The sequence below is a fragment of the Streptomyces adelaidensis genome, from assembly GCF_016598475.1.
GTDB classification, from domain to species: Bacteria; Actinomycetota; Actinomycetes; order Streptomycetales; family Streptomycetaceae; genus Streptomyces; species Streptomyces adelaidensis.
This window is the reverse complement of the sequence record NZ_JAEMUX010000240.1, coordinates 1-1,233: the sequence shown is the minus strand read 5'-3', so window position 1 is coordinate 1,233 and position 1,233 is coordinate 1. Positions and strand designations below refer to the sequence as shown.

At 61.1% G+C, this 1,233-nt stretch carries 1 protein-coding gene; it reads left to right on the top strand.

What is annotated here, in order from left to right; translation table 11 throughout:
• Window positions 1–9 precede the first annotated feature (9 nt).
• Window positions 10–1,190 (top strand): IS3 family transposase gene (locus I8N67_RS41570; protein ID WP_200309543.1). Its coding sequence is split into 2 segments (ribosomal slippage): window positions 10–274 and window positions 274–1,190, totalling 1,182 coding nucleotides; the frame shifts between segments, so codons are not numbered across the junction.
• The last annotated feature ends 43 nt before the right edge of the window (window positions 1,191–1,233 follow it).

Genomic DNA, 1,233 nt, shown 5'->3' with positions numbered 1-1,233 from the left:
GAGGAAGAAGTGGCGCCACCCAGTAAGTACTCGCCGGAGTTCCGCGAGGAAGCCGTCCAGATCGCGTTGAGGTCAAGCAAGACGATCTCTGAAGTCGCCCGGGAGCTTGAGCTGAACTCGGAGACGCTACGCGGCTGGGTGAAAAAGTACCAGAAGCATCGGGAACCGGCCCCCGATGCGGAACTGACGGTGAACGAGCGGGCGCGCCTGAAGGAACTCGAACGACGCAACCGCGAGCTGGAGATGGAAAATTCTTTCCTAAAAAAAGCCGCAGCGTACTTCGCGAAGGATCCCCGGTAGCAAGCAAGTACGAGTTCATCGACGAGATGCGGCTCGACACCGAGGAGTACGCATACAGCGTCGAGTTCATGTGCGGTCGGCTCGACGTATCCCGATCCGGCTACTACGACTGGCGCTCCCGCCCGGAATCCGCGACAGCCCAGCGGCGCGAAGAACTGAAATTGCTCATCGAGAAAGCCTTCGACATGTCCGACAGCACCTACGGGCACCGGCGCATCCACGCCCAGCTGCACCGCTGGGGCGTCGCTGCGGGCGTGGAGCTGGTCCGCCGCCTCATGCGCGAACTGGGCCTGCTGACCTGCCTGCCACGGCCGAAGAGGTTCAACCTCACTCAAGCTGCGGCCGGCCAGGTGCCAGACCTCGTCGGCCGCGACTTCACCGCGGATGCGCCTGGCAAAAAGTTCGTCGGTGACATTACCTATATCGCGACCGGGGAAGGTTGGTTGTACCTCGCAACGGTCATCGACTGCTGCACGAAGGAAGTCATCGGTTACGCGATGGACGACCACTACCAGACCCCGCTGATATCCAGGGCAATCCGCAACGCTGCACGGAACAGGAACCTCTCGGCCGGCGCGATATTTCACTCCGACCGCGGAAGCAACTACATGTCAGCAGAGTTCGGGAATACACTCGACCGGTTCGGGCTCCGCAGATCTTCCGGCCGCACCGGGATCTGTTTTGACAACGCCATGGCCGAATCATTCTTCGGAGCCCTGAAGAACGAGCGTGTATCAAGGGTGACTTACCTGACCCGCGAGGCCGCCCGCCAAGACATCACTCGCTACATCGAATTCTGGTACAATCGCAAACGCCTCCACTCGGCGGTGGGTTACCGTCCTCCGCGCGAAGTCCACGCCGAGTACGAGAAGTTGCGAGTCGCCGCGTGAAATAAACGGTCAGAAGCCTGTCCGGAGAACGCGAGGCCCCTCA